20 protein-coding genes and 2 pseudogenes are annotated in these 23,089 nt (G+C 55.3%); 16 read left to right on the top strand and 6 right to left on the bottom strand.

Translation table 11 applies throughout. The annotated features are described in order from the left end of the window. The first annotated feature begins 29 nt into the window (after positions 1–29). Positions 30–1,421 (top strand): hypothetical protein, encoded by a 1,392-nt coding sequence (locus H7A51_08415; protein MCP5536240.1) that lies wholly within the window; start codon positions 30–32, stop codon positions 1,419–1,421. Here the strand turns inward: H7A51_08415 and H7A51_08410 are convergent. The 6 genes and pseudogenes from H7A51_08410 to mutS form a co-directional block, all read right to left on the bottom strand. Next, positions 1,418–2,314: a 3-methyladenine DNA glycosylase gene (locus H7A51_08410; GenBank protein ID MCP5536239.1), complete on the bottom strand. Its 897-nt coding sequence runs from the start codon at positions 2,312–2,314 to the stop codon at positions 1,418–1,420. The genes H7A51_08415 and H7A51_08410 overlap by 4 nt on opposite strands. Further along, positions 2,301–3,080, bottom strand: a complete 780-nt coding sequence (gene murI / locus H7A51_08405; GenBank protein ID MCP5536238.1) for a glutamate racemase — start codon at positions 3,078–3,080, stop codon at positions 2,301–2,303. Before murI ends, H7A51_08410 begins: the two co-directional genes overlap by 14 nt. Before the next feature lie 35 nt (positions 3,081–3,115). After that, positions 3,116–4,071, bottom strand: a pseudogene (locus H7A51_08400) (type I restriction-modification system subunit M N-terminal domain-containing protein). Next, on the bottom strand, positions 4,068–5,141 hold the full coding sequence (locus H7A51_08395; protein ID MCP5536237.1) for a Fic family protein: 1,074 nt from the start codon (positions 5,139–5,141) through the stop codon (positions 4,068–4,070). Before H7A51_08395 ends, H7A51_08400 begins: the two are co-directional and overlap by 4 nt. Before the next feature lie 299 nt (positions 5,142–5,440). After that, entirely contained in the window at positions 5,441–5,893 is a 453-nt protein-coding gene (tnpA, locus tag H7A51_08390) for an IS200/IS605 family transposase (protein ID MCP5536236.1), read from the bottom strand. A gap of 124 nt (positions 5,894–6,017) precedes the next feature. After that, on the bottom strand, positions 6,018–8,492 hold the full coding sequence (gene mutS / locus H7A51_08385; protein MCP5536235.1) for a DNA mismatch repair protein MutS: 2,475 nt from the start codon (positions 8,490–8,492) through the stop codon (positions 6,018–6,020). Between the two features lie 168 nt (positions 8,493–8,660). Here mutS and H7A51_08380 point away from each other — a divergent pair, with 168 nt between their 5' ends. From H7A51_08380 to H7A51_08310, 15 genes and pseudogenes are all read left to right on the top strand, one after another. Then, on the top strand, positions 8,661–9,101 hold the full coding sequence (locus H7A51_08380; GenBank protein MCP5536234.1) for a hypothetical protein: 441 nt from the start codon (positions 8,661–8,663) through the stop codon (positions 9,099–9,101). A 133-nt stretch (positions 9,102–9,234) separates the two neighbouring features. Continuing rightward, a complete protein-coding gene (locus H7A51_08375; protein MCP5536233.1) occupies positions 9,235–9,597 on the top strand; it encodes a YraN family protein in 363 nt (120 codons plus the stop codon). A 95-nt stretch (positions 9,598–9,692) separates the two neighbouring features. Continuing rightward, positions 9,693–11,381 (top strand): putative manganese-dependent inorganic diphosphatase, encoded by a 1,689-nt coding sequence (locus H7A51_08370; protein ID MCP5536232.1) that lies wholly within the window; start codon positions 9,693–9,695, stop codon positions 11,379–11,381. A gap of 24 nt (positions 11,382–11,405) precedes the next feature. Continuing rightward, positions 11,406–12,161 carry a glutamate 5-kinase gene (proB, locus tag H7A51_08365; protein MCP5536231.1) on the top strand — a complete coding sequence of 252 codons (756 nt, stop codon included), beginning with the start codon at positions 11,406–11,408 and terminating at the stop codon, positions 12,159–12,161. Between the two features lie 215 nt (positions 12,162–12,376). Beyond that, positions 12,377–12,814 carry an STAS domain-containing protein gene (locus H7A51_08360; GenBank protein MCP5536230.1) on the top strand — a complete coding sequence of 146 codons (438 nt, stop codon included), beginning with the start codon at positions 12,377–12,379 and terminating at the stop codon, positions 12,812–12,814. Positions 12,815–12,874: 60 nt separating this feature from the next. Continuing rightward, a complete protein-coding gene (locus tag H7A51_08355; protein MCP5536229.1) occupies positions 12,875–14,317 on the top strand; it encodes a SpoIIE family protein phosphatase in 1,443 nt (480 codons plus the stop codon). 535 nt (positions 14,318–14,852) lie between these two features. Beyond that, positions 14,853–15,011, top strand: a complete 159-nt coding sequence (locus H7A51_08350) for a hypothetical protein (protein ID MCP5536228.1) — start codon at positions 14,853–14,855, stop codon at positions 15,009–15,011. Positions 15,012–15,271: 260 nt separating this feature from the next. Continuing rightward, the gene (locus H7A51_08345) at positions 15,272–15,493 is read left to right on the top strand and encodes a hypothetical protein (protein MCP5536227.1); all 222 of its coding nucleotides are present in this window, start codon (positions 15,272–15,274) and stop codon (positions 15,491–15,493) included. A gap of 365 nt (positions 15,494–15,858) precedes the next feature. After that, on the top strand, positions 15,859–17,796 hold the full coding sequence (dnaK, locus tag H7A51_08340) for a molecular chaperone DnaK (GenBank protein MCP5536226.1): 1,938 nt from the start codon (positions 15,859–15,861) through the stop codon (positions 17,794–17,796). 89 nt (positions 17,797–17,885) lie between these two features. Next, entirely contained in the window at positions 17,886–18,176 is a 291-nt protein-coding gene (locus H7A51_08335) for a co-chaperone GroES (protein ID MCP5536225.1), read from the top strand. A 125-nt stretch (positions 18,177–18,301) separates the two neighbouring features. After that, a complete protein-coding gene (gene groL, locus H7A51_08330; GenBank protein ID MCP5536224.1) occupies positions 18,302–19,948 on the top strand; it encodes a chaperonin GroEL in 1,647 nt (548 codons plus the stop codon). Between the two features lie 279 nt (positions 19,949–20,227). After that, a complete protein-coding gene (locus H7A51_08325; protein ID MCP5536223.1) occupies positions 20,228–21,274 on the top strand; it encodes a hypothetical protein in 1,047 nt (348 codons plus the stop codon). Positions 21,275–21,423: 149 nt separating this feature from the next. Beyond that, positions 21,424–22,116: a prepilin-type N-terminal cleavage/methylation domain-containing protein gene (locus H7A51_08320; GenBank protein ID MCP5536222.1), complete on the top strand. Its 693-nt coding sequence runs from the start codon at positions 21,424–21,426 to the stop codon at positions 22,114–22,116. 194 nt (positions 22,117–22,310) lie between these two features. Beyond that, positions 22,311–22,844 (top strand): hypothetical protein, encoded by a 534-nt coding sequence (locus H7A51_08315; protein ID MCP5536221.1) that lies wholly within the window; start codon positions 22,311–22,313, stop codon positions 22,842–22,844. Next, a pseudogene (locus tag H7A51_08310) lies at positions 22,843–22,926 on the top strand (PEP-CTERM sorting domain-containing protein). The gene H7A51_08315 and the pseudogene H7A51_08310 overlap by 2 nt, the downstream one beginning before the upstream one ends. Positions 22,927–23,089 lie beyond the last annotated feature (163 nt).

The following is a 23,089-nucleotide window of genomic DNA, read 5'->3' as shown; positions in this document are numbered from 1 at the left end:
TTTTTCAGGCTAAACGTTAGGGTGACAGCATGAATACGGGTGCCCGTGTGTTTTGCGTGTTGTTGAGTGCCGGACTCGGCATCCTTGTCTTTCCTCCGATAGGATGGTCGACGATGGCGGTGCTTGCATGGGCGCCATTGCTGTTCGCCCTGGGCGGAGTAAAACCACCCCAAGCACTCTATCTTGGCTTGGTCCATGGTGCTCTCTTCTATGGGGTGACGATGTCGTGGTTACTCGATGTTTTCCAGGAGTCCCGTTATGTATTCATACCATTGGTTTTGATCATGGCGCTGTTTACAGGCTTTTTTGCGCGTGGTTACGCAGTAGCCTCCATTCGGTACCGCATGGGATGGACGACAGCCTTATTCGCAGCTGTCTGGTGGGTCGCGGTGGAGTTCTATCGATCTGAGGTTTTCCATCTCAAATTTCCATGGATGACACCGGGAGTCGGTTTGGACCCGACATGGATGTCGCCCATACTTGGGGTGTATGGAGTGAGTTTTCTCATCATCCTTGGTGCTGCCATGGTCTGCCAGAGGCGACTGCACCGATTGTTAGGTTCGGTCATCCTGCTGGTGATGGTTGTTTCAGTGATGCTACAGAAAACGAGGGAGTCGCCGATGAATACCTCGGTCACAGTCGCAGCCGTTCAGAGCGAGGTTGCGGATATTGATCATTATATCCAGCTAACACGGTCGGTGACATCGGAGGATACGAAATCCTTCGATATCATCCTTTGGCCCGAATACGCACTGCCATTAGATGTAAGACGCAATCATCGACAGTGGAGACAACTCAATGACTTAGCGGAAGAGACAAGTTCAATTCTCGTCGTCGGCACCCAGACATCCACGGCTGATGGCTGGTACAACACGGCACTTACTTTTTCCAGAGACGGCGTTCTTGGCGAGCATTATAAAAACCACACGGTGCATTTTTTTGAGGACGGCATCGCTGGAAAGGAGGCCAATGCGGTGGCTGCCCCGAGATGGAAAATCGGCACCCCGATTTGTTTCGACTGTGATTATCAGGATGTCATCCGCCGGATGGTCGCCGATGGTGCCGAGTTTCTTATTATTCCCAGCATGGATGCGATTCATTGGGGGGAGAAACAGCACGATCAGCATGCCGAGCTATTCCGACACCGTGCTGCCGAAAATGGTCGTTGGGCCGTTGTCGCGGCAACTTCCGGCATGACACAAGTGATCGATCCGAATGGTAACCGTGTGCAGTCGATTCCGATGATCGAAGAAGGTGTTCTAACCACAGAGATAGCCAAAAGTAACCGCCAAACGATTTACACCCGGGCGGGGTGGTTGTTTCCATGGCTTTGTCTGGTAGGGGGAGTCGGCTGGGTGCTGTGGTTAGGTGTCCAGGGCATCCTGGAAAAACGGCAAAGTCGCGATACCCGCATCGCTTAAACCGTCTGGCCAATCACTTCAGCCAGTGAATCGATTATTTGTTGGCGTAGAGGGTGTGCTTGCGCACTGATGGCGCGTTGTCCGGTTTCGTATTGATCGCGCCCCTCGGCGGTTTCTATTTTAATCGGATTATAGCCGTATTGTGTTAGGTCGTAGGGGCTCGCGCACATGTCGAGTTCCCGTGCCTGGAGGGCGAGCTGGAAGCACTGCCAAAGAAGCGCACTTCCGACCCAGGGCATACACTTGGACGCCCATTTATAGAGATCCATGTTGGTATGAAGGCAGCCGGACTGCTCATGGTCTGGTCGATTATCCAGAGTTGGCCTGAGTTTGTTGAACCCTAATGCGGCTGGAGCAAAGAACCGGTAGGCGTCAAAGTGACTACAGCAAATAGGGCGGGTCTCGACGATGTGGTCGGTTTCTTCTTGTGACAACCTGAGGGGGGCGGATTCGCGATGACGGATATCGCCTTGCCGGTCACCCTGATAGACCATTGCCCACTCGTGCATGCCATAACAGGCAAAGCCTGGCGTGCGTCGTTGGGTGATGACTAACAGGTTGTGTATCCATTTCAGCCGTTTGATTTGTTTGGCTGTCAAAGACAGGGCATCGAGTGAAACCGTGCCATCATGGTGCCGGTAGTGCCTGCCCAGGAATCTGTCGGGTGGTTCGTTTCCACATTCCATGGTGACGCCAAAGCCCGGATGCCACTGCTCCAGTTTGCCGAGCGAAAAGGGGTAGTAGGTAAACAGGAAATCAATAACGGGATGTTTCTGATGGGAGGCACGGCGACATCGGGTGGGTTCTGTCCATTGCCTGACTTCGTCGCGGTGTTTTTTGGCCAGGGATTGCCAATCGTTGAGTGACAGACGTTGACTCTTAGATTTCAGCATGGCTAAGCGAGGCATCAAGATCCGGGCAGAGGCTGGGAAGGACGTTTTTTAAATGATCGAGCCGGCCGCTGGTGTAGATCTCACACCTTGGTGAGGCACTGCCACTGTCATTGGCCAGCAGGCTGGCTGTCCGCTGGGCGACAGCGGCTCCGGTATCGATGACGCGCACGGTGGGCCCCGCGACCGATTCAATCAGTGGCCGGAGAAACGGATAGTGGGTGCAGCCGAGCACAAGCACATCTGCGCCAGATTCGATCAATGGCACGATTTCCTCTTCGACAATGCCACGGGCCCGGTTTCCCGTCAGTTCGCCAGCCTCGACAAGGTCTACGAAGTTTGGGCAGGGGCGGGTGATGACCTTGATGCCATTGGCGTGGTTGGAGACGAGTCGGTGGAATTTTTCCCCGGCCAGCGAGGCCTCTGTGGCAAGCACCCCGACCGTCCCTGTTCTGGTCAAAGCTGCCGCTGGTTTAACCCCGGGCTCCATACCGACAAAGGGGATGGGATAGGTGGCGCGTAATGCTTCCACAGCGGCAATGGTCGCGGAATTACAGGCAACCACAATCATTTTACAGCCTTGCTCAATCAGGAAATCGGTCACGGTGAAAACCCGCCGCTGAATCTCATCCGCATCGCGCGCCCCGTAGGGACACCACGCGCTGTCGCCGAAATAAACAAGTGACTCGCTGGGCAGGACTTTTCTGATTTCATTGAGCACGGAAAGCCCGCCGAGGCCGGAGTCGAGAATGCCGATGGGGGAGTTCATTTTTTAGACAGGATTAACAGAATTTCAGAATTTTGCTAGGGCAGAGGTGGCAAGCCGAGTTCTTTGAGAAAGGCGTTGTGCTTTTGGCTCGCGGCGCTGATCGCCAAGTCGGCTTTGGTAATGGCGTCGTGGGTCTTCGCGAGGTCGATGATGGGCTCGGGCTCAGCGGTGCTGACGTAGCGGGTGATGTTTTTTTCTTGGCCGTAGATTGTGCCGATGCCGCGTGATCCCATGCGGCGGCGGATGTTGAGCAGGAGGGAGCCGCAGGCGAAGTCGAGCACCTTGTCGAGCTTCTCGCGTTTGCCAGTTTTCGGTTCCTGGCTGTCGAGGGTGACGATGGCGGAGAGGATGTCGGAAATTTCCTGCGGTGTGCAGAATTCGCCCGCCTTCTTGCCTGAGCCGGCGGCGAACTGGCCGATGAGGTATTCGTAGGCGTCGCCGAGGGTGTCGCGGTCGGTGGAGAGGACTCCAGCCCCTTGGCGATCTCGGTGATGATGTTGGTGAGCTTTTTGTTCCGGGCGCTGTAGTTTTTGCCGAGCTTTTCCGAGCCGAGATTGATCTCGGAGAAGGGGCCGCCGAAGGTGCGCTCGAAGGATTCGTTTTCGATGTATTTGAATCCGGCTTGCAGGGTGTTGAGCAGTTCCTCGTCCTGGGTGCGTGCCAGCTCGGCGATGTGGCTCCAGAGGTGGTCGGGCTTGATGACGTAGTGCACCTTGCGGCGCATCAGTTTCTCGAACTCGACGATGTCCTTGGGGTTTTCCTCATACCAGGTTTTCAGCGGGGTGAAGCGCAGCTCGTCCTCGTTCTTTGGTTTTGGGTAATCGCGGCCGAGTTCTTTTTTCACTGCCTCGACGTAGTTGTCGGAGAGATAGCGGAGGAAGAGGAAGGAAAGCATGTAGTCGCGGAAATCGTCCGCGCTCATGGCACCGCGCAATTGATCGGCGATGTTCCAGAGGGTTTTGCCGAGTTGGGCTTGGTCTTGTTGGGTCATGGAAAATTCGGTGGATTGGATAGGATGTCCGCAAGTGGCGGGTTCACGTAGTAATTGGTGCGACCGATCTTGTGTTTGACCAAGAAACCAGTAGAGCACAATTCATCGAGGTAGCGGGTGGCGGTGACGCGGGAGACCTTCAGGTCCTGCTGCACGAACTCGATCTTGGTGTAGGGGTGAGTGAAGAGGTTGTTGATCAGATCCTGGCTGTAGAAGCGGTGTTCTTTGCGGATGCGCTGTTTGTAGTCCTGAAAGGCAGCCTTGATGCGGCTGATGGTATCAATGGTGTGAACGGAGGTCTTCTCGATGGCGGTGAGGATGTAGGTGATCCACTCTTCCCATGCATCATCCGTGCGGACCTCTTGCAGTAGGCGGTAGTAGTCGTGCTTGGTCTGTAGAATGTAACGGCTGAGGTAGAGCGTGGGAATATCCAGCAATCCTTCTTTGACGAGGTAGAGGACATTGATGATCCGTCCGCTGCGGCCGTTGCCATCGTAGAACGGGTGGATCGACTCGAAGCGATGATGGATCAGTGCCATCTTGATGAGTGGATCGATGCTGGAGAGCCCGGGGTCATTGATGAATGCCTCCAGGTCATGCATGAGGCTTTCGATCTCCTGCTTGTCTTGAGGTGGGGAGTAGATGGTTTCCCCGGTTTGGTCATTCTTCAGTGCAGTGCCGGGAACCCGGCGGAATCCTGCATTGTTCTGCTCCAGGATGCCCTGAATGCGCAGAATGGTTTGATTGGTCAGCAGTTCGTCATGCTGGATGGCGTGAAATCCTTGCCAGAGTGCCTCCCGGTAGCGGAGCACTTCCTTGGCGGCGGGCTTGAGGCTGCTTTTTGCACTGAGATCTTCCTGGAATAGTTCATCGTGAGTGGTGATGATGTTCTCGATTTCCGAGCTGTCCTTGGCATCCTGAATGGCGAGGGTATTGATCAGAATGGCTTGATTGGGGATGCTGGCCGCCTTGCCCTTCAGCTCCGCAAGCTGGCGCGTGGCGGAGTTCAGCCGTTTGAGAATGGGTACGGTCTCAAAGCGGGTGAAATCAAGTTGTCGGAGCGAGAGCATGGAGGTGAATGGAAAGTGGCGATTTCTTTACAGATTCGATGCGATGTGTATAGAAATCGCGAAATTCTTTACATGATGTGGGCGATATGTAAAGAAAACTGGGAGATTTGTGCAGGCAAGATCTTGTGGTTTTGGTGAGAGCTACACAAATATCGATCTTTCGCGATTTGGTTTTGTGATCATGAGAATCAGGTGTGTTGGGAACGAAAACTTAGCACCAACGGTGCGATCTACGTTCAGCCCAGGGCAGCGCCCTGGGAATGGACGACAATGAGCATTTTGAGCCCTGAAAGGGCGCTCTAGTCCCAGAGGTAGCGTTCATCGTAATCAAGGCCGTGTTTTGTGAGAATGCCACGCAGTTCATCCTGGAAGCTGAGTTTGCGGTGATGTTCGGCTTGGTGGAGTATGTATTTTTTAACGGCTGGAACCACGGATTCGCTGACCGAGAATGCGCCGTAGCCCGCTTGCCAGGCAAAGTCGGTAAGGTCCCCGGATTGGGTCTTGAGCCATTTGGATGATGATTTTTTGATCTCCTCGACCGCTTTGGCCAGGGCGACGGTGCGGTGAAGGTGAAAGAGCACGTGGAGATGGTCTTCAACGGAGTCGATGATGATGACGGGGCACTCGATGTTCTTGAAAACGGTTGTGATGTAGGCGTGCAGATTGGGGCGGATATTCTCGGTGAGTTGGGGCACGCGGTTTTTGGTCGAGAAAACGAGGTGGATGAGGTTTTTCGCGAGGGATTGCGGCATGGCTTGGGGCGCCCTTTCAGGGCTCGCTAGTGGGTGGATTGATACCCAGGGCGTTGCCCTGGGCTGGCATGGGGTGCCCCGTTGGGGCTGGGGTGGACTGGGCGAGCGGAGATCGCCGCCACCGTTAGGAAAACAAGTCCATTTGCGGGGAGTCGGCGTCGGGCATGTCATTGGGTTGGTTGCGGGTGTTTTTCGCCTTGGGTTTGCCTTTGGCCTCGGGCCGGGTGGAGTTCATTTCCAGGTGGGAGAGAATGTCCTTGGCGCGGTCGATGATGGCGGGGGGAAGGCCGGCGAGGCGGGCGACCTGGATACCGTAGGACTTGTCGGCGGTGCCGGGGAGGATCTTGCGTAGGAAAATGATGTCGTCGTTCCACTCGCGGACCGCTACGTTGTAGTTTTCCACCGCTTCACGACTGCGGGAAAGATCGGTGAGCTCGTGATAGTGGGTGGCAAAGAGGGTGCGGGCCTTGATTTGATCGTGGAGGTGCTCGGCGACGGACCAGGCGATGGAGAGGCCGTCGAAGGTGGCGGTGCCACGGCCGATCTCATCGAGGATGACCAGGGAGTTTGCTGTGGCGTTGTTGATGATGAGGGAAGTTTCATTCATCTCGACCATGAAGGTGGACTGGCCGCTTGTCAGGTCATCGGACGCCCCGACCCGGCAGAAAATGCGGTCGACCAGACCGATGCGTGCCTTTTCCGCAGGCACGAAGGCACCGATCTGAGCCATCAGCGTGATCAGGGCGACTTGTCGGATGTAGGTGGATTTTCCCGCCATGTTAGGACCGGTGAGCAGGATGAGGCGGGAGTTGTCGAACTCCATCAGCGTGTCATTGGGGACGAATTTCTCGTCGACAAGCGTTTGCTCCAACACCGGGTGGCGACCGTTGGTGATGTGCAGGTCGCAGGATTCTTCAAGAGCGGGGCGGGTATGCTGGTGCAGTTGGGCGAGTTCGGCGAGTCCTAACAGGACGTCGAGAGTGGCGAGCGCATCGGCGCACTGCTGGAGGTCGTCGAGTTCGTCGGCGACCGCTTGGCGGAGTTTGACAAACTCCTCGTATTCCAGCTGTTTGGCACGTTCATCGGCACCGAGGATTTTGTTTTCCATCTCCTTGAGCGCAGGCGTGATGTAGCGCTCGGCGTTGGCCATGGTTTGTTTGCGGATGTAGTCGTCGGGAACCATGTCGACCTTGGCTTTGGTGACCTCAAGGAAGTAACCGAAGACGTTGTTGAACTTGATCTTGAGGGTATCGATGCCGGTGCGGTTACGTTCACTTTCCTGGAGTTCGGCGAGCCATTGTTTACCACTGCGGGAGGCGGATCGGAGTTCATCGAGTTCGGCGAGGTAACCATCGCGGATGATACCGCCGTCTCTGGTGCCGGCAGGTGGTTCATCGGTGAGGGCCGTCTCCAGCAATTGCACGAGCCCCTTGAACTCGTGCATTTGTTGGAGAATTTGTGATTGGAGATTTGTGACGGGAGATGCCTCGTTGGAAAGAGCCTCCAGGTGGCTTTTGAGATCGGGGATTTTTTGCAGGGAAGTGAGTAACGACATCAGGTCACGCGCGTTACCTGCATTTTGGGAAAGTCGGGACGTTGTCCGTTCGATGTCGCGGATGCCCTTGAGCTGTTCGCGGCATTGTCCGAGCAGGAATGGCTCGGCGAGAAAGGACTCGATGAGATCCTGCCGGGATGTTAATGCTGTAAGGTCGCGGAGTGGGTGCAGAATCCAGTCGCGCAACTTGCGTGACCCCATGGGGGTGGCGGTGCGGTCGAGCGCACCTAACAGTGAGTGCGGTCGGCCTGTCGGGGAATCGACGAGATCCAAATTCCTTTGCGACGAGGCATCGATGATGACATGGTCACCCTCACTGCGGACACGGATGTGGCGAAGGTGGTCGCAGGATCTGCGGAGCTGGTAGGACAGGTAGTGGAGGATGGCGCCTGCGGCGGAAATGGCGGCGGACATCTCGTTACAGCCAAAGCCACGGAGGGACTGGACTTTAAAATGATCGCAGAGTGCGTAGCGTGCCTGGTCGGCCAGGAATGCATAGCCATCGTAGGGCAGGCAGCCACGCAGCTGGCCGAAGTGGTCCATCTGGTCGTCAGCGATGATGAGTTCTTTGGGAGACAGTCTTTGCAATGCGTCCTGAAGGGCATCCTTGCTGGCAAACTCGGCAACGGTGAACTCACCGGTTGAGTGGTCGGCGCAGGCGAGCCCGTTTTTTTTCCCCGCCTGATAGACAGCGGCGATGTAGTTGTGCCGTGAATCGTCCAGCAGAGTGATGTCGTTGACCGTACCCGCTGAAATAATCTGGGCGATCTCCCGCTCGACGATTTTTCCCGGTTCGGGCGCGGTGGTCTGTTCGGCGATGGCAACCCGTTTACCGGCTTGGATGAGCTTGGCGATGTAGCCTTGGGCGGCGTGGTGCGGAACGCCGCACATGGGGATGTCATTACGCTTGGTCAGTGCGACATTGAGCAGGGATGCGGCCGTTTTGGCGTCTTCGAAGAACATTTCATAGAAATCCCCCAATCGGTAAAACAGCAGAATATCCTCGGGCAGGGATCGGCGCATGGCCTGGTACTGAGCCATCATCGGTGTCAGTTTTTTCTCCGTAGTTCCTTTTTTGTTGGGGCCTGCCATGTCGGGGTGTTTTTTAACGGCGGGCAGGGGGGCTGTCGAATTTAGAATGAAGGAATATTGTAAGATTATTTTTGGGTGGGCAGTTGACAGATCATATTTGCGAGGCTGTATTTAGCCGCGATGAATAAAAACATGTTATTTACCCGACTGATTCTTCCTGTGTTTACCCTGGGCCTTATCATGAGCCAGCCAGCGATAGCTGATGATGATAAGAAAGACACCCCGCTTGGAAAGTCCATGGAAGAGGCGAGCGATGCGCTGAAAAGCCTTCGCAAAATTGATAAAAACGACTGGGCAGCAGGTGCCGAGGCCGCCCGCAAGGCTGCCGATGGAATCCGCAAGGGGATGGAGTATATTCCAGCGCTCGTGAAGGATATGAAGGATGGCAAGGAAAAGACCAAGGCGATCGCTGATTACCGCCGTCTGCTGGGACTTTCATACGCCGATCTTTGTGAGCTTGAATTAGCCTACCTCGAGGAGGATCAGGGTAAAGTCGATGCGGCTATGAAGAAGATCAAAGCCACCAAAAAAGAAGGCCACAAAAAATACGAGGACGACTAAGCCGATTGTCCGCTAATTCCCTGTCAGCCATAGCCCTTCCAGGATACCTCGAGTGCCGTCTATTATCTCATTCCTTCATCGACGGCTGAACCCGCTGATTAATTCCCCGTGTTCGATCACGGGGAAGGATGGCGTGAAGTTATCCCACATCCAGATTGGTGATTTGGGGGAGAAAATAGCCGCCGCCCAGCTTCGCGCCGAGGGGCGGAAGATCCTGTTCCGTAACTACCGGGGGCCCAAGGGGGGCGAGGTTGACATCGTCGCCCGGGATGGTGACACCTTGAGCTTTGTCGAGGTGAAAACCCGCACCCGCACGGGGTATGGACGGCCTCTTGATGCGGTCAATGTGGCCAAGCAGGAACTGATCGAGCGTGGTGCCAACTCCTGGTTGCACCTGCTTGGAACACGGAGCATTCCATGGAGGTTTGATGTGGTAGAGGTCATTCTGAGCGATGGAAAACGGCCGGAGGTGACCGTCGTGAAGGATGTGTTTTGAGCCGGAGGCCTGTTTTTGGCAGGTATGTCAAATAGGACACTGCCAAGCATTGCCAAACGCGGCAACTTAAGTGATTGTTCCAGCTCCCCTGAATCATGTATACACCCTCTTCTATGCCACTTTACGTGGTCGGGCACCAAAACCCCGACACCGACGCCATATGTGCTGCACTAGGCTACGCCGACCTTCTTCAGAAAAAGGGAGTCACGGAAGCCGTCGCCGCACGCTGTGGTGCGGTTCCGGCTCGCACCGCATGGGTGCTGGAACAGGCCGGGATGGAAAAACCCCTGTTGCTCGATGATGTCAGCGCTACGGCCGAAATGATCTGTCGCAAAGATGTGGTCAAGGTCAACGATGACGCTACTTTCCTAACAGCATACCATGTCATGGTGTCTAACGGCGTGCGCAGCATACCAGTGGTCAATAATGACGGCCAGCTCTGTGGTTTACTGAAGTACCTCGATCTCCTTCAGCTCCTGATGCCGATGGATACCACAGCTGAGTCGGTGCGGAGGATGATCGCCAGCCCTCAGAAAATCGCCATCACTCTGGGTGCCGACGCCCTGGGGGCGCCCCTCACACCGGAGGAGCGTGAGATCGTGCAGCTTGTGGGCGCATCCAGCGTTGAGGCGGTGCAAACGCGCTTGAACCATGCGACCGAGGTTGGCGATATCGCATCCTACGTTGTGATTTGCGGTGACCGGCCCATTGTGCAACGGACAGCCATCGATCATGGAGTATGCATGCTGGTCGTGACCGGAGGTTATACTGTCTCTGACGACCTGATTGAGGCAGCCCATGAAAAAGGGGTTGTTATCCTGCATTGCGAACAGGACACGGCCACGGTATCCAAGCTCATCCGTTGCTCGAGGATGGTAAGCCATGCTTTGGACGACCGCATTACCCGGGTCATGGCCGATGACTCAGTGAGGGACCTGCGTGACAACCTGGCCGGACAGAAACAGGATCTGTTTCCCGTCATCGACCCCGGTGACAACAGCCTGATGGGGGTGATTTCCAAATCAGATCTTATCGACCCGCCTCGTATTCGCCTGGTACTGGTCGATCACAACGAGTATTCCCAAGCCGTGGCCGGTGTTGAACATGCCGAGGTGATCGAAGTCATCGACCACCATCGCCTTGCAGGAGACCTGGTCTCAAGGGAGCCTATCAGATACCTCAACGAACCCGTGGGGTCCTCGTGCACCCTGGTCGCGCGTGAGTATCGCTATGCCGGTATCGACATGCCGAGGGGAATCGCCCTATGCCTGATAGCCGGTATGGTATCGGACACCCTCAACCTCACATCGCCGACCACGACGGACCTTGACCGGGAAATCCTGCTATGGCTCTGCGAAATCGCCGATGTGGATGCCGTGCAGTTTACCAACGATTTTTTTGCATCCGGATCATTGCTGGCGCACAACACCGCCGAGGAAGTGATCAATGCCGACCGCAAGGTTTTCGAGGAAAACGGTGCCCGGGTGAGTATATCCCATGTCGAGGAGTCGGACCTCGACCTTTTTTCGAGCCGCAAGGACGAATTGACCCAGACCCTTGATGCGCTGATTGCGGTAAAAGGCTATGATTTGGCCCTTCTCATCATCACTGATATTACCAGCCATCACAGCTTGTTGCTCTCGAGCGGCAATGATAAAATCATCTCAGCCTTGCCATTCGAGCGGGACTCAGAGGGGGTGTTTCAAGCCCCCGGTGTGGTGAGCCGTAAAAAACAGGTATTCCCAGCCGTCTGCCAGGCGATCCGCGTGGCCTCACACCGATAAGCAACACCTCCCTTCTTTAAGACAATGCCACAAGATATCGTAGTCATTAAAATTGGAACGGGTGTATTGACCCGTGAGCAGGACGGGACTTTGGACGAGGCTTCTCTCGTCCGGTTAGTCACCTCGGTCGCAGAGCTGGTATCCGCAGGGATTCCGTGTGTGATGGTTTCCAGCGGTGCCGTGGGTGCAGGGGTATCGGCTCTGAACTTAAAAGGCTATCCTGACGACACGCCCTCCCGTCAAGCCTGTGCCGCTGTCGGCCAGACCCGGTTGATGCATGCGTATGAGAACCTTTTTCAGAAGTTCAGACTGAATGTTGCGCAAATTCTCCTTACCGCAGCCGACCTCGACAATGTCAATCCGAGTGATCATGTGATGAACACCCTGCACCGCTTGCTGAAAGAGAAAAACATCGTGCCGATCATCAATGAAAACGACTCGGTGGCGATCCAGGAGCTGAGGGTGGGGGACAACGATATGCTGTCGGCGAAGGTGGCCCGCATGCTCGGTGCCCGCTTACTCATCATGCTGAGCACGGTCGATGGCCTGCAGCGGGCAGATGGAACTGTGGTGGAGCTGGTTGAGGATGTCGATGCCGTTGCAGATCACGTTAGATCAGACCACGGGAAGTTTTCAATCGGCGGCATGGCATCCAAACTCAAGGCCGTCAAATTCGCCCTCGATGCTGGCGTGGAAACGGTGATCGCCAGTGGCAGGAAACCATCTGCCCTGGCTGCCATTGTTGCCGGGGGGGAGGGAGGGACCCGCTTCTCGCTCTGAGGATGTCGTTACTATGCATGCCGCCAATGGCGAAAGGTGAAAATAAGGTCCTCTTATGATTGACCGGAGTGATAGTGCGGTATATGCTTTAACGCATCGACCTTATTAAACCTCTCTAGATCAGAGTGAGTATAGACAACTCAATTTCAGCCCGTCACGAAAACGAATTCTCCTGGATCCGTTGTGACGGTAAAGGATCATTTCTTAACAGTCCTATGCTTAAGGAATGGTGCGAGCGTGAGATCAATAATGGGGCAATCTGCATTGTTGTTGATCTCGCGGCTTGCAAGGGAATGGACTCCACATTCATGGGAACGATGGCTGGGCTGGCCATGCGCTTGATGAAAATACCGGACGGCAGGCTTCAAGTCGCCGAGCCGGGAGAAAGGAATCGCAAGTCCCTCGAGGACCTGGGGCTTGATGTCCTGATGCAGATTGATCCTATCGACGCAAGCTGGCGCGGGAAGATGGAGGATGTTAGGGCTAAGCTTGAAACCTGTGAAATGCTCCAGGAGAAAATCGACCACGCACCACATGTCCTCGAGGCTCATCAGCAGTTATGCGAAGCTGATTCAAGCAATACCCAGAAGTTCGGAACGGTGCTTGATTTTCTAGAGGCTGAGGTCAAGGCCAAGGAAGCCGCCAAACGATGAACCTGGTTCCACCATCCGATTGATTTTCAGACTGTCGCATATTCCCCCTTTACATTCACGATGACAATTCCTGTCTATGCGATCATCGCCATCACGGCCATCCTCTTTGTTGTTTGTTTGATGGCATTGCGCACGAGGGGGCAGCGTCTCATTCAGCTTGAAAAGGAAAAAGAGGATATCATTGGTGAGGAGCAGAGAATGTTCGACTTCCTGCACCACCTTGGCCAGGCCATCGAAAAAGACATCACCCCGGCACAGCTCTACAAGGAAATCGTGGACGGGTTCAGCGATGTGTTGAGCGCGGACGGTGGGGCGCTCTATTTGCTGAGTGACGACCGGCTGTACCTGGTGCCCAAATATATTTCATCCGGTTGCCCGCTTCTGGTCGGGGTGCCGGTTGAGATCAGTAACCGGGCTAAAAAAGACCCCCGCGTCCTGAGTAGCCATGTGCTTCTGTCAAAAGTGTCTGTCGATGAAGGGGTGCTCGGAGCCGCTTTGGCAACCGGCGGCTGCCTCCACATTCCCAATGTCAAAAACCACGAGTCGTTTCGTGATGCGTTTATCAGTTATGAAGAAAACATTTCCGCGATGATTGCCACACTCAATTACGGCGGTCGGGATCTTGGTGTCGTGGCTGTGATTCGCAGACATGAAAACGGCACCTTTTCCTCGAACGATTTTGATGTGTTTCGATCAGTTTCCGAGCAGTCTGCTTTTGCGATGGGCAATGCAGTGATCCATCAGGAATTGACCGAAAAACGCAAGTTGGACGATGAGATCCGCACGGCACGCGAGGTTCAGAACGTCCTCTTGCCATCGACTGAGCCGATCATGCCAGGCTATCGCGTCAGTGGCAGTAACACACCGGCCAGGATGATCAGTGGGGATTATTTCGATTATATCAAACTGCCTGAAAACCGTTCGGGCGTAGTGATCGCCGATGTCACCGGCAAAGGTGTCCCCGCTGGCTTGCTGATGGCAATGTGTCGAAGCGTTTTACGCCTCATCGCGAAGGTAACCGCCAGCCCGTCCGCAGTCCTCGGCCTGGTCAACAGGCATCTTTTTCCCGATGTTAGGGAAGATATGTTTGTCAGTCTTGTTTACGTGGTGCTTGATAACGGCACTGGTAATTTACGCCTCTGCCGGGCTGGGCATGATGCGCCCTTGATGTTTCGTGGAGGCGCTGGGAAGATCGAGACGATCAAACCTCCCGGCCTGGCCCTGGGAATCGACGAGGGGGATGTGTTTGACCGGGTCACCAAGGACCTCGATATCGTGATGGAGTCCGGCGACTGCCTGCTGCTTTACACAGACGGCGTATGCGAAGCCGTCGACAAGGACGATAACGAGTTTGGTGCCGGTCGGCTCAAAACCGTATTCTTGCAGTCTGCACCTATGGGCGCGGAGGCTGTGGTCGACTCCATTCGGCAAGCTGTATCTAACTTCGCAGGTGACCAGCCCCAAATGGATGACATCACTCTGATCGCGATCGAAAAAAGATAGATCATTTTATTTATTTTACATCTTGCAAGGATCGTATGATTTCATAACATCCGCCCCGTCGAGAAGGAATCGATCCATCTTGATGAACCATCCTAAAAATAACAACCCAAACTAAAATATGAAACTCGTTCAAATTATCGCTATCGCCGCCGCCGCTTGTGGAGTTATGGTCAGCGCATCCTGCTGCTCAAAAACACCTGAGCCAGCTCCTCCCGTTGAAGTGACCAAGTAATTTTGGAATCACTAGTCCCTAGAACCCAAACCAATAACCAAGCAATTAATACTATGAAAATCGCTATCATTCTTGCCGCCGCCGCCGGTATCGCTCTCAGCGCATCCTGTGGCTCCAAGCCTGATCCAGTCGTTCCTCCAGCACCAGTGGTGGACGTCCCTGTCAAGTAAGGCTCCCATGCGACATTAACGCATCTCAAGGGTGGGTCAGTTAGATCTGACCCACCCTTTTTATACCTCTTTTTTCTTGCCATGGCAGGAAAACCAAGTCATAGACACACACACGATCCGTACTAATTACATTATGAAAGCACTTAAAATTCTTGTCATGTTGGCCACCGTCGCAGGTGGTGTTGCCCTTTCTTCCTGCGGTTGCTGCACCGGTGAAGAGCGTCCTCCCAAGCTTCGCCCGCTTCCCCAGTTCAATGACGTGCCTGCCCCAACGGTAGACGACGCCAAATAAAATTTCCCGCTGTTCATTGACTCTAGCTCGATAGCTTCAGCTGTAATCAACATCAACCAAGGCCATGGGTTCCATCCCATGGCCTTTTTGTGTAACGGTCCCGAGTTCCTTCAGCGCCGGACTCCACTGCACTTTTTTGCAGTTGCTATTTTCCCCGGTTCCAAGTAACTAGACACAGGTTTTATAGGGCTGTGTCCAATGGCCATGTGTAAACCAGGAGACTTCACAGACACACGGAGGCCTCACAAACACACACAACAATGCACAAGAACTCAAAACCGGAGCCGCTGGCGCCATTCAAGGCCAAGTTGAGGCACTATCATCGGACGGCATCACCTGCTCTTTATTCCAGAAAGCAAAAACGCTGGGAGGACGTTTCCCCAGCGGAGCTCGGAGATGCCTCTGTAGCTGACAGCCATGTCCGGGTGGATCTCGGCAAAAGATTGTCGGGGGATGCGAAATCACCGGAATCGACAAGCTGACCCGGAGCGTAGACTCCACATGGATATCCCGTTTTTTTATAGCCTGGAGCAATCGGCCGCCAATTGGGATTTTTTTCGCAGTGCACCTTTGTCTCACTGCGCCAAATTGGCACTCCAAGGTGGCAATAGAGGGGTGTCTTTTTGACGCATTGCATTTGTTGTTGTTTACAGAAATCAAGTAAATATAGACACAATCTGTTCATTGGGAGTATTGAAGCGTATTAATTGACAGGGTTGGCATGCTATGTGCAAACCAAAACGGTGACTACCTTCGGGTATCAATCTATTTCAGTGGTATGACTTCGGGAAGTAGCCACGAAATCCAACTCACCAACTCAAAGAAGCAACCCCAACCACCAATTATTATGGCTAAAATACTCGGAATCGACCTCGGAACCACCAACTCCTGCATGGCTGTCATGGAGGGGGGCGAGCCACACGTGCTCGAGAACTCCGAAGGCGCACGTACCACCCCATCCGTTGTCGCATTCACCAAAAGTGGCGAGCGACTCGTCGGCCAGGCCGCTAAACGCCAGGCCGTCACCAACGCGAAGAACACCATTTTCTCCGCCAAGCGCCTGATCGGACGCAAATTCTCGGAACTCAGCGAGGAGGACAAGCAACTTCCCTACAAGGTAGTTGCGGCGGAGAACGGCGATGCCCACATCCAGGTTGAAGTCGGCGGCGAGACCAAGGTCTATTCACCCCAGGAAATCTCCGCCATGATCCTCGGCAAGCTGAAAAGCGATGCCGAGGCGAAACTCGGCGAAACCATCACGGAGGCCGTCATCACGGTGCCTGCCTACTTTAACGATTCCCAGCGTAACGCCACCAAGGCGGCCGGTGAAATCGCAGGCCTCAAGGTGCGCCGCATCATCAACGAGCCAACCGCGGCATCACTTGCCTACGGTCTCGATAAAAAATCAGATGAAAAAATAGCCGTCTATGATCTCGGTGGCGGAACCTTTGATATCTCCGTGCTGGAAATCGGCGACGGCGTCTTCGAGGTGCTTGCCACGGACGGCGACACCCAGCTGGGTGGTGACGACTGGGACAAGGCGATCATCAACTGGATTGTCTCAGAATTTAAGACAGCCGAAGGCATTGATCTTTCAGGTCAGCCGGACGCGCTGCAGCGTATCCGTGAGGAAGCTGAAAAGGCGAAGATCGCGCTCAGCTCCTCCCAGAGCTACGATATCAACCTGCCGTTCATCACCGCCGACCAGACGGGCCCCAAACATATCCAAACCACGCTTTCGCGCCCCAAACTCGAGCAGATCACAGACCAACTCTTTGATCGCACCAAGAAGCCGGTGCTCGACTGCCTGAAGGAAGCCGGTGTTTCCGCCAGTGACATCGACGAACTCGTTCTCGTTGGTGGCATGACCCGTATGCCCCGCGTTCAGGAAATCGCTGCCGAGCTCGCCGGTAAGCAGCCCCACAAAGGTGTCAACCCGGACGAAGTGGTCGCCATCGGTGCCTCCATCCAGGGCGGTGTGCTTCAGGGGGACGTCACCGACGTTCTGCTCCTTGACGTAACGCCTCTCAGCCTCTCCATCGAAACCATGGGCAGCATTGCCACCCCCATGATCGAGCGGAATACCACCGTGCCAGCCAAGAAGTCGCAGACTTTCTCGACCGCTGCCGACAACCAGCCCGCCGTGGATATCCGCATCTGTCAGGGGGAACGCAAGATGTTCGAGGATAACAAACTGCTCGGAAACTTCCGTCTCGACGGTATTGATCCGGCACCCCGGGGTATGCCTCAGATCGAAGTCACCTTTGACATCGACGCCAATGGTATCCTCCACGTTTCCGCCAAGGACAAGAACTCTGGCAAGGAACAGAAAATCTCCATCGAAGGCTCCAGCGGACTCTCCGAGGAGGAAATCGAAAAAGCCAAGCGCGACGCCGAGGCCCACGCCGAAGAGGACAAGAAACGTGCCGAGTCTGTGGAAACCAAGAACAACGCCGAAAACCTCGTCCACCAGGTCGAGAAACAAATCGGCGAACTTGGCGAGAAACTGCCCGCCGAAATCAAATCGGGTATCGAAACCAAGGTCGAAGCCGTCAAGGCCGCTCTCACAGCCGACGATCTGGACGGTATCAAGTCCGCCACCGCTGAGCTTGAATCCTCACTGCAGGAACTCGCCCAGGCCGCACAAGCCGCCGGGGCGGCCGCCGGAGCCGATGGCCCCATGCCCGACATGGGCGGAGCCGCCTCCGATCCAGCTGAGAAAAAATCCTCAGAACCCAAACAAGCCAAAGGCAAGGTCGTAGACGCCGAAGTCGTCGAAGACTAACAATACATCTCAGATCCGCCGGGTCTGACCGACCAGACGGATCTCTAAGAACCAAACAACCAACTAACCAACCCAACTAACATAATACTATGGCAACCATAACACCCATCGGACAGCGCGTCCTCGTGAAGCGCCTCGAAGCCGAAGAAGTCAGCGCTGGAGGCATCGTCCTTCCAGACACCGCAAAAGAGAAACCCCAGGAGGCTGAAGTCGTTTCCCTCGGAACCGGCGGCAAGGACGATGATGGCAAAGTCATCGAGTTCTCCGTCAAGGTAGGCGATACCGTCCTTATCTCCAAGTATGGCGGCACCGATGTCAAAGTCGACGGTGAAGACATGCTTATCATCTCCGAGTCCGACATCCTCGGCATCATCAGCTAACGACGGAAGTTATCAGTGATCGGTTATCCGTTAGCAGGTCAAAGCCTGCTGATACCACCGAGAACTGATGCAAAAAAATCCTAATAACAAACAACCAATAACTAATAACAATTTTACCAAGTAAAATCATGGCTAAACAATTACAATTCGACGAAGCAGCCCGCCACGCACTCCTCCGCGGTGTGGAGAAGCTTGCACGTGCCGTCAAGGCAACCCTCGGGCCCGCAGGCCGTAACGTCATCATCGACAAAAAATTCGGCTCCCCAACCATCACCAAGGACGGCGTTTCCGTGGCCAAGGAAATCGAACTGGACGATCCCTACGAGAACATGGGCGCACAGCTCATCCGTGAGGTTTCCAGCAAGACATCCGACATCGCCGGTGACGGAACCACCACCGCTACCGTGCTTGCCGAAGCCATCTACAAAGAAGGCCTCCGCAACGTCACAGCCGGTGCCAATCCCATCTCGCTGCAGCGCGGTATCATGAAGGCTTCCGAAGCCATCGTGGCCGAGCTGCACAAGATCTCCAAGGAGGTGTCCGACACTTCCGAGATCGCCCAGGTGGCTACTGTTTCTGCAAACTGGGACAAGGAAATCGGCGGCATCATCGCTGAGGCCATGGACAAGGTCGGCAAGGACGGCACCATCACTGTGGAAGAAGCCAAAGGCATCGAAACCACCCTCGACGTGGTCGAAGGTATGCAGTTCGACAAAGGCTACCTCAGCCCCTACTTCGTCACTGACCCCGAGTCCATGGAGGCCTCCCTCGACGATGCCCTGATTCTCATCAACGAGAAGAAGATCAGCTCGCTCAAGGACCTTCTGCCACTCCTGGAAAAGGCAGCCAAGACCGGCAAGCCACTGCTCATCATTGCTGAGGACGTCGACGGCGAGGCTCTTGCCGCCCTCGTGGTCAACAAGCTCCGTGGCACGCTGAACGTCGCCGCCGTTAAGGCCCCGGGCTTTGGCGATCGCCGTAAAGCGATGCTCGAAGACCTCGCCATCCTCACCGGTGGTAAAGTCATCACCGAAGACCTCGGCATCAAACTCGAGAACGTTGATCTCGAAGACCTCGGCTCCGCCAAGCGGATCACCATCACCAAGGACACCACTACCATCGTCGAAGGTGAAGGCACCAGCGAGGCCATCACCGGCCGCGTCAACCAGATCCGCAAGCAGATCGAGGACACCTCGTCCGACTACGATCGTGAGAAGCTCCAGGAGCGCCTCGCCAAGCTCGCCGGTGGTGTTGCCGTCATCAACGTCGGCGCTGCCACCGAAACCGAGATGAAAGAGAAGAAGGCCCGCGTCGAAGACGCCCTCCACGCCACCCGCGCTGCGGTTGAGGAAGGTATCGTCCCCGGTGGTGGAACCGCTCTCATCCGCGCCCAGGCGAACATCGGCGACCTCGGTCTCGAAGGTGATGAGCTGACAGGTGCAGGCATCGTTGCCCGCGCCGTCGAAGCACCACTTCGCCAGCTCGCTGAAAACGCAGGTATCGAAGGCGCCCTCATCGTCGAGCACGTCAAAAACGCCTCCGGCAACGAAGGTTACAACGTCGCCACCGGCAAATACACCGACCTGATCAAGGACGGCGTAGTCGACCCAACCAAGGTGACCCGCTCGGCCCTGCAGAACGCAGCCTCCATTTCCGGACTGCTTCTCACCACCGAGTGTGTCATCACCGACCTCCCGGAAAAAAATTCCTCTGATGGCGGTGGCCACGACCACGGCATGGGCGGAATGGGTGGCATGGGCGGCATGATGTAGTCGCTGCGCTCCAGTGATCAGTTGGCGGTGATCAGTGATCAGTGCCAGCACGATACTAAAAAAATTCAAAGCCCCGGTTGCCTCACAGCGACCGGGGCTTTTTGCATGGTAGGACGAGTTTTCAACTTGCCGACAACCCAAGCCTGTCGGCCCGACCAGGTCAGGGCTATCGTACCAGGGCGGGGTGAATGTGAGTGCATAATCCGCCCGGGCAGTCGTCATAGGGGTGCCGGGAAGCTTGTTTTTCCCGCAACCCACAACAACAAACAACCCAGGAAAATGAAGACACCATACATCCACACACACACCCGCGGCATCGCCATGATGGCGATTGCCGGGTTGACGGCATTATCCGCCTGGTCGGCACCCGACCTCGCTATTGAGAGCGTCCGTGCGCTCAGGGCACCTGCGATTATGACGCTCGACACTCCGTTTGTCGTCAATGTCGCGGTGAAAAACCGGGGGCTTGAAGCTGCTTCCGTGGCGGCGGCATACGAGTCTCAAGTAGGGGGTGCCGTGGTTCCGGGGCCAGCTGTGACGATCCGGCCCGGGCAGAGCGCCAACCTGCGCATTACGCTCCGGGCCACAGCGGGGAATACAAGCAACGGCGGCACGATTTTCTCGACCCGTGTGTTCCTGACAGACCCCGCCCGTCGTGGCCGCCTTTTCACAGATGTCTTCTGGCACGATTCCAATCCTGCCAACCACCTGAAAACCGTTTCCTTCGCCGTACGTCGCGCGGCACCGGGAGGTACCGGCAACCCGGCCACACCGGACGCCCGCCTGCGCCAGCAGAGGGATGCAGAGCAGAGACGACGGGACGAGCGGGCTGCCTCCGGCTTGCCTGACCTTGTGGTCGAGTATGTTCGAATCGACTATTTGCGACTCGACGGCTTGTCACAACCCGGCCCGGGCAGGGTGCGTGTCCGTGTGGCAAACAGGGGCACCACCCGTGCCGCCGCCAGTATGCTGCGTGTGCTGATCGAATCGGAGCTTTCAACTGGCTCTGCCCGACAGCATTGCGGAAGAATCGACCTGCCGGTACGCGCCCTAGCTGCCGGTGAGTCGATCGAGCTGACCCCGGACATTCGTGGGCGCAGCACCTCTCCCGCCCAGGGAAGCTGGCTCTGGTGGAGGGCGGGAGAGGGCGTCTCCATTCCGAAGCGTGACGGTGGGCGTCTCCATATAACCCCGCAGGGTGGGGGAGTCATCACAGCCATCGCCGACCTGCGCAACGAGATCACCGAGAGCCACGAGACGAACAACAGTGCTGTGGCGCGCCCGTTGCGCCCCTGGGTCCCCGTCTATCACCGCGACCAGCGTTAACGCATCGATGCATCCCATTTCCCGCAGCTGATTTTCTGCTGCGGGATTTGATGGTCCCCGGATACTGGCTGGATTTGCCTGGCTTGATACGGGTATCGGTTAAATGACCAATAGGCAGCCAGTGGCAATCAGGCTACCCTTTTTTCAATATGAGAAAAAGTAATGCTGTTAGATGTTCGTCCACGGGGTTCACCCTCGTCGAGTTGCTGGTCGTCATCGCCATCATCGCGGCTCTTGCTGCCTTGGGTTTTCCTGCGCTTATGTCGATGCGCTACAAAGCAGGAGTTACGCAAACAGTCGCAAACATGCGGCAGGTAGGTATTGCCAACGAAAATTACGCCGTGGAAAACCATCATCGGGTGAATGGCTTGGGCAACCAGGACATGCCGGAATTTGGGGTCGAAGATAAAAATCATGTCTGGCGAGTCGCAGCCTACTCGGCCGCCACTCTTGCAGAAGCTAGAAAGCGGCTTGTATTCGACGATGTCGCAGCTGTCATTTATCCCCTTCACCATCCTCATCTCCCGAAGGAGCTGAGCGACAAGCCAGACAGCACCCGCTGGACAGTTGCTGTCAATGAAGAGTTTAAAATCGTAGATGGCAAATTCCCCCGGATGAATCAGTATGATGCAGCCAATACCATTTACTGCGTGTCTGGTTTCAGCAAATTTAATAGCGCCCAGGTCGGCGACTCTGCCTATCTGGAACTACCGGATGCGCCCAGAACGGGCCCTTATTTCACCAAGGATAAACAACTGCCTTGCCTCTATTTGGACGGCCGGGTGGTTCTGGAAAAATTCCCCATCGATCCCGCCAAGGTCGATCCGTCCCTGCAGCAATAGGGATTTGCTGGCTCATTGACGGGCTAGGCGGAAGCGGGAAAAACGACAATGATAGCCTTTTACTCCACGAACAGGGTACACCCCCTTTGCTACGGGAATATCCAAGACCATGAAACTCGTTCAAACATCGCCCTGGTATAAACGACTCAACTCGAGTCTGTCTTCACGCAGGAGGCTGTTCACAAGACCATTGGTTGAACGACGGGTATACAGGCTTTGATAGTAGACATATAAACACAGTATACGCAACGACTACCGATTTTGATGGTGGTGGCACGGATGACACACTGACTTTCGACGTCGTTTATGATTATTATACAGGTTCAACCTTTTCTGCAGGCACTTTGACTCTGGGGACAGCTGCGACTCCGCAAAGCGGGGGCCTAAACTGGGGAGACAATACTTTTGACTCTGGCGACACACTCTCTCTTTTGGTGCAAAACATAAGCTATACGTCTGGCGAAGCGGATGGAACCACAGTGGCGTTTGCCGGTTTTACAGGTCTTCGCAGAGTTGATGTCGATAGCACCACCTTTGACACCTATGTTGGAGGAGCATTGACAGGTCAGTCGACGGTTTCAAGTACTGGAGCTGGTGAGCTTGACATCTCTGCTCTCGGTAGCAGTGCGCAGCTATACTTTACATCCGGTGGCACAGGCAATGGAAACACCATCCGCCTTCGCGATTTGGACATGCGGTTTAACACGGTGCCTGTCCCCGCAGTTTAACACGGTGCCTGTCCCCGAGCCATCCTCAACGGCGCTCCTCGGACTGGGAGGTCTTGCTCTTATCCTGCGTCGCCGCAAGTAAACCGGGCATCACTCGAACTTTTTCAAACCTCTCTCTGGATTCTTCCGGAAAGAGGTTTTTCGTCCTTGGATCGGTTGTACGACCGATGGGCATCTTCCTACCAAGGGTGTAGTATTCCCATGGCCTTATCAGGTGGTCAGGATACGATCATGATTGCACTCAC

The organism is Akkermansiaceae bacterium, assembly GCA_024233115.1.
GTDB lineage: Bacteria > Verrucomicrobiota > Verrucomicrobiia > Verrucomicrobiales > Akkermansiaceae > Oceaniferula.
Note: the sequence above shows the minus strand (reverse complement) of the source record. Positions and strands in the feature narration are given on the sequence as shown.

Bases quoted from the DNA above. Each gene is read 5' to 3' on its own strand.
- H7A51_08370 (MCP5536232.1), top strand. From the start codon at position 9,693: ATGTATACACCCTCTTCTATGCCACTTTACGTGGTCGGGCACCAAAAC.
- H7A51_08345 (MCP5536227.1), top strand. From the start codon at position 15,272: ATGCACAAGAACTCAAAACCGGAGCCGCTGGCGCCATTCAAGGCCAAG.
- H7A51_08395 (MCP5536237.1), bottom strand. From the start codon at position 5,141: ATGCTCTCGCTCCGACAACTTGATTTCACCCGCTTTGAGACCGTACCC.
- H7A51_08350 (MCP5536228.1), top strand. From the start codon at position 14,853: ATGAAAGCACTTAAAATTCTTGTCATGTTGGCCACCGTCGCAGGTGGT.
- H7A51_08415 (MCP5536240.1), top strand. From the start codon at position 30: ATGAATACGGGTGCCCGTGTGTTTTGCGTGTTGTTGAGTGCCGGACTC.
- proB (MCP5536231.1), top strand. From the start codon at position 11,406: ATGCCACAAGATATCGTAGTCATTAAAATTGGAACGGGTGTATTGACC.
- tnpA (MCP5536236.1), bottom strand. From the start codon at position 5,893: ATGCCGCAATCCCTCGCGAAAAACCTCATCCACCTCGTTTTCTCGACC.
- H7A51_08360 (MCP5536230.1), top strand. From the start codon at position 12,377: ATGCTTAAGGAATGGTGCGAGCGTGAGATCAATAATGGGGCAATCTGC.
- H7A51_08410 (MCP5536239.1), bottom strand. From the start codon at position 2,314: ATGCTGAAATCTAAGAGTCAACGTCTGTCACTCAACGATTGGCAATCC.
- H7A51_08380 (MCP5536234.1), top strand. From the start codon at position 8,661: ATGAATAAAAACATGTTATTTACCCGACTGATTCTTCCTGTGTTTACC.
- dnaK (MCP5536226.1), top strand. From the start codon at position 15,859: ATGGCTAAAATACTCGGAATCGACCTCGGAACCACCAACTCCTGCATG.
- H7A51_08335 (MCP5536225.1), top strand. From the start codon at position 17,886: ATGGCAACCATAACACCCATCGGACAGCGCGTCCTCGTGAAGCGCCTC.
- H7A51_08320 (MCP5536222.1), top strand. From the start codon at position 21,424: ATGAGAAAAAGTAATGCTGTTAGATGTTCGTCCACGGGGTTCACCCTC.
- mutS (MCP5536235.1), bottom strand. From the start codon at position 8,492: ATGATGGCTCAGTACCAGGCCATGCGCCGATCCCTGCCCGAGGATATT.
- murI (MCP5536238.1), bottom strand. From the start codon at position 3,080: ATGAACTCCCCCATCGGCATTCTCGACTCCGGCCTCGGCGGGCTTTCC.
- H7A51_08355 (MCP5536229.1), top strand. From the start codon at position 12,875: ATGACAATTCCTGTCTATGCGATCATCGCCATCACGGCCATCCTCTTT.
- H7A51_08325 (MCP5536223.1), top strand. From the start codon at position 20,228: ATGAAGACACCATACATCCACACACACACCCGCGGCATCGCCATGATG.